This window comes from Microcystis sp. LE19-195.1E (assembly GCF_027532095.1).
Taxonomy (GTDB): domain Bacteria; phylum Cyanobacteriota; class Cyanobacteriia; order Cyanobacteriales; family Microcystaceae; genus Microcystis; species Microcystis aeruginosa.
This window is the reverse complement of the sequence record NZ_JAPZSZ010000175.1, coordinates 1-1,675: the sequence shown is the minus strand read 5'-3', so window position 1 is coordinate 1,675 and position 1,675 is coordinate 1. Positions and strand designations below refer to the sequence as shown.

The 1,675-nt window shown below is 44.4% G+C and carries 2 protein-coding genes; one reads left to right on the top strand and one right to left on the bottom strand.

Annotation, left to right across the window (positions count from 1 at the left end):
- Window positions 1-430 precede the first annotated feature (430 nt).
- Window positions 431-826, top strand: coding sequence for a hypothetical protein (locus tag O9300_RS10090; RefSeq protein ID WP_190722705.1), 396 nt, complete (start codon window positions 431-433; stop codon window positions 824-826).
- A 246-nt stretch (window positions 827-1,072) separates the two neighbouring features.
- Here O9300_RS10090 and O9300_RS10085 read toward each other — a convergent pair whose 3' ends face one another.
- A complete protein-coding gene (locus O9300_RS10085; RefSeq protein WP_287971521.1) occupies window positions 1,073-1,465 on the bottom strand; it encodes a hypothetical protein in 393 nt (130 codons plus the stop codon).
- Window positions 1,466-1,675: the final 210 nt, after the last annotated feature.

Here is a 1,675-nt window from a genome sequence, read left to right as displayed (position 1 = left end):
GTGTGGGGTGTGGGGTTTTATCGATTTTCAGGTGGTCAACTACCTAATTTTCAGGGAAAAAGTCCCGGAATTTTCCCCCCAATCACTCCAATGGTCGGCACTTTTTGAGGGAAAAAAAGTCTAAAAACCTTATCCAACAAGGTTTTTAGATTTATTCAGCAAACCCTAAATAATCTAGAGACGTTGTCAGCAACGTCTCTAGCAGTTTTTGCCCTTGTTTGCGTCGGGGTTTCTCGTTCTAGATTTTTGTTAATTTTTGTAAATTTAACTTGTTTTTAACCACTTTTTCTGATAGGGATTATCCAGAAAAAAATAGATGAAAGAGGCAAATCGTCAAGAGAATAATCTTGTTTGCTGCCTGATCCCGGTCAATGATAAATTTTAAAATACCTAGTCTTTTACATTTTCCCAACTCTCGGAGTGATCCCCGATGTTAAAAAATCTCTTTGGTGGCAAAAAATCTGACTTTTACCTAGAACTAAAAGAAACCGATGGTGAACAAAAAGCGACAGCAACCACGGCAGCAGCGGCGCCTGTTGTGGAAGCGCCTGCCCCTGCTGTGGAGTCTGCTGCCGCCCCCGTAGCCGAGAAAAAAGCCAAAAAAACTTCTGTTAAGAAAGAAAAGCAAGTAAAAGAAACTCCCGCCGCTCCTGTGAGCGCACCGGCACCCGTAGCCGCTACTAACGGTAAAGTAGAGCCGCAAGAAGTGGAATTTGCGACAAAATACTTGATTACTCCTAGTCTGTCTCGCCGTCGCCCTGGTCCAAGTTTGAATGGTTTCAAAGACATGGCGCGCAAAGCGAAACTACCTGCTAACCGCGGCTAAATCCCCCCGGGATTGCTTTCTCAAAAAAAAAGGAGAGCTTTCTTTGACTCTCCTTTTTCATCAGGGTGCATCTACTGACTCAAGTGTAGCAGAGAGTTTTTTTAGGGTTGGTTATTTAGGTTACTGCCTAGAGTATTTTGGCGATAATTATCACCTGTCTTCTTGGGCAATTTTTAAAACCTAGGACTAGGTTGGCTGGTGGACGGGTGCAAAATCAGCATTCATATTCTTGATTCGGCAACGCCATTAGGGATTAACTTTCGCCGCTCGGATTAGCCAACCGATTACCCCACCCGTAACACCACTGAGGATCGAACTGAGCGCAGCGGTGATCACCACTACTCCGATCTGTTTCCAGTTTTTCAATTCTCCGACTTTTTCGGCGAGATCGGTGGTTTTTCCCGCCGCGTTCTCTATAACTTTAACTCGATCGCTTAAACCCTCTATCTTCGCATCTAGGGTTCGGATATCGCCTTTAATTTCCGACTGCCCTAACTCTAAATTCTTCTGTCCGTTTTCTATGGTGGTTAGTCGGTTTTCCATGGTGGTTAGTCGGTTTTCGATCGCTTTTTGTCCGTTGGCAATGCCGATAATTAAATCCTCCAATCTTTTTAAATCTTTTTCAGTGGCGGCTGTCATCAGTTAAACTCCTCTTAGTTGAATTTTTCTTGCCCCGATTCGATACTTTATTGATTGCGGATAACTTTCTCATCGGAAATTTTGGGTCTGAAACCCCGCCGTTCTAGGTTGGCTTTACGTTAGAATTAAAAGGCCAGTCTCGAAAACCAAGTGGACGGCGCAGCACCTTGAAAACTCGGCTTAGGGGGTTCCGACCAGAAAAGCTTGGCC

Bases quoted from the DNA above. Each gene is read 5' to 3' on its own strand.
- O9300_RS10090 (WP_190722705.1), top strand. From the start codon at position 431: ATGTTAAAAAATCTCTTTGGTGGCAAAAAATCTGACTTTTACCTAGAA.
- O9300_RS10085 (WP_287971521.1), bottom strand. From the start codon at position 1,465: ATGACAGCCGCCACTGAAAAAGATTTAAAAAGATTGGAGGATTTAATT.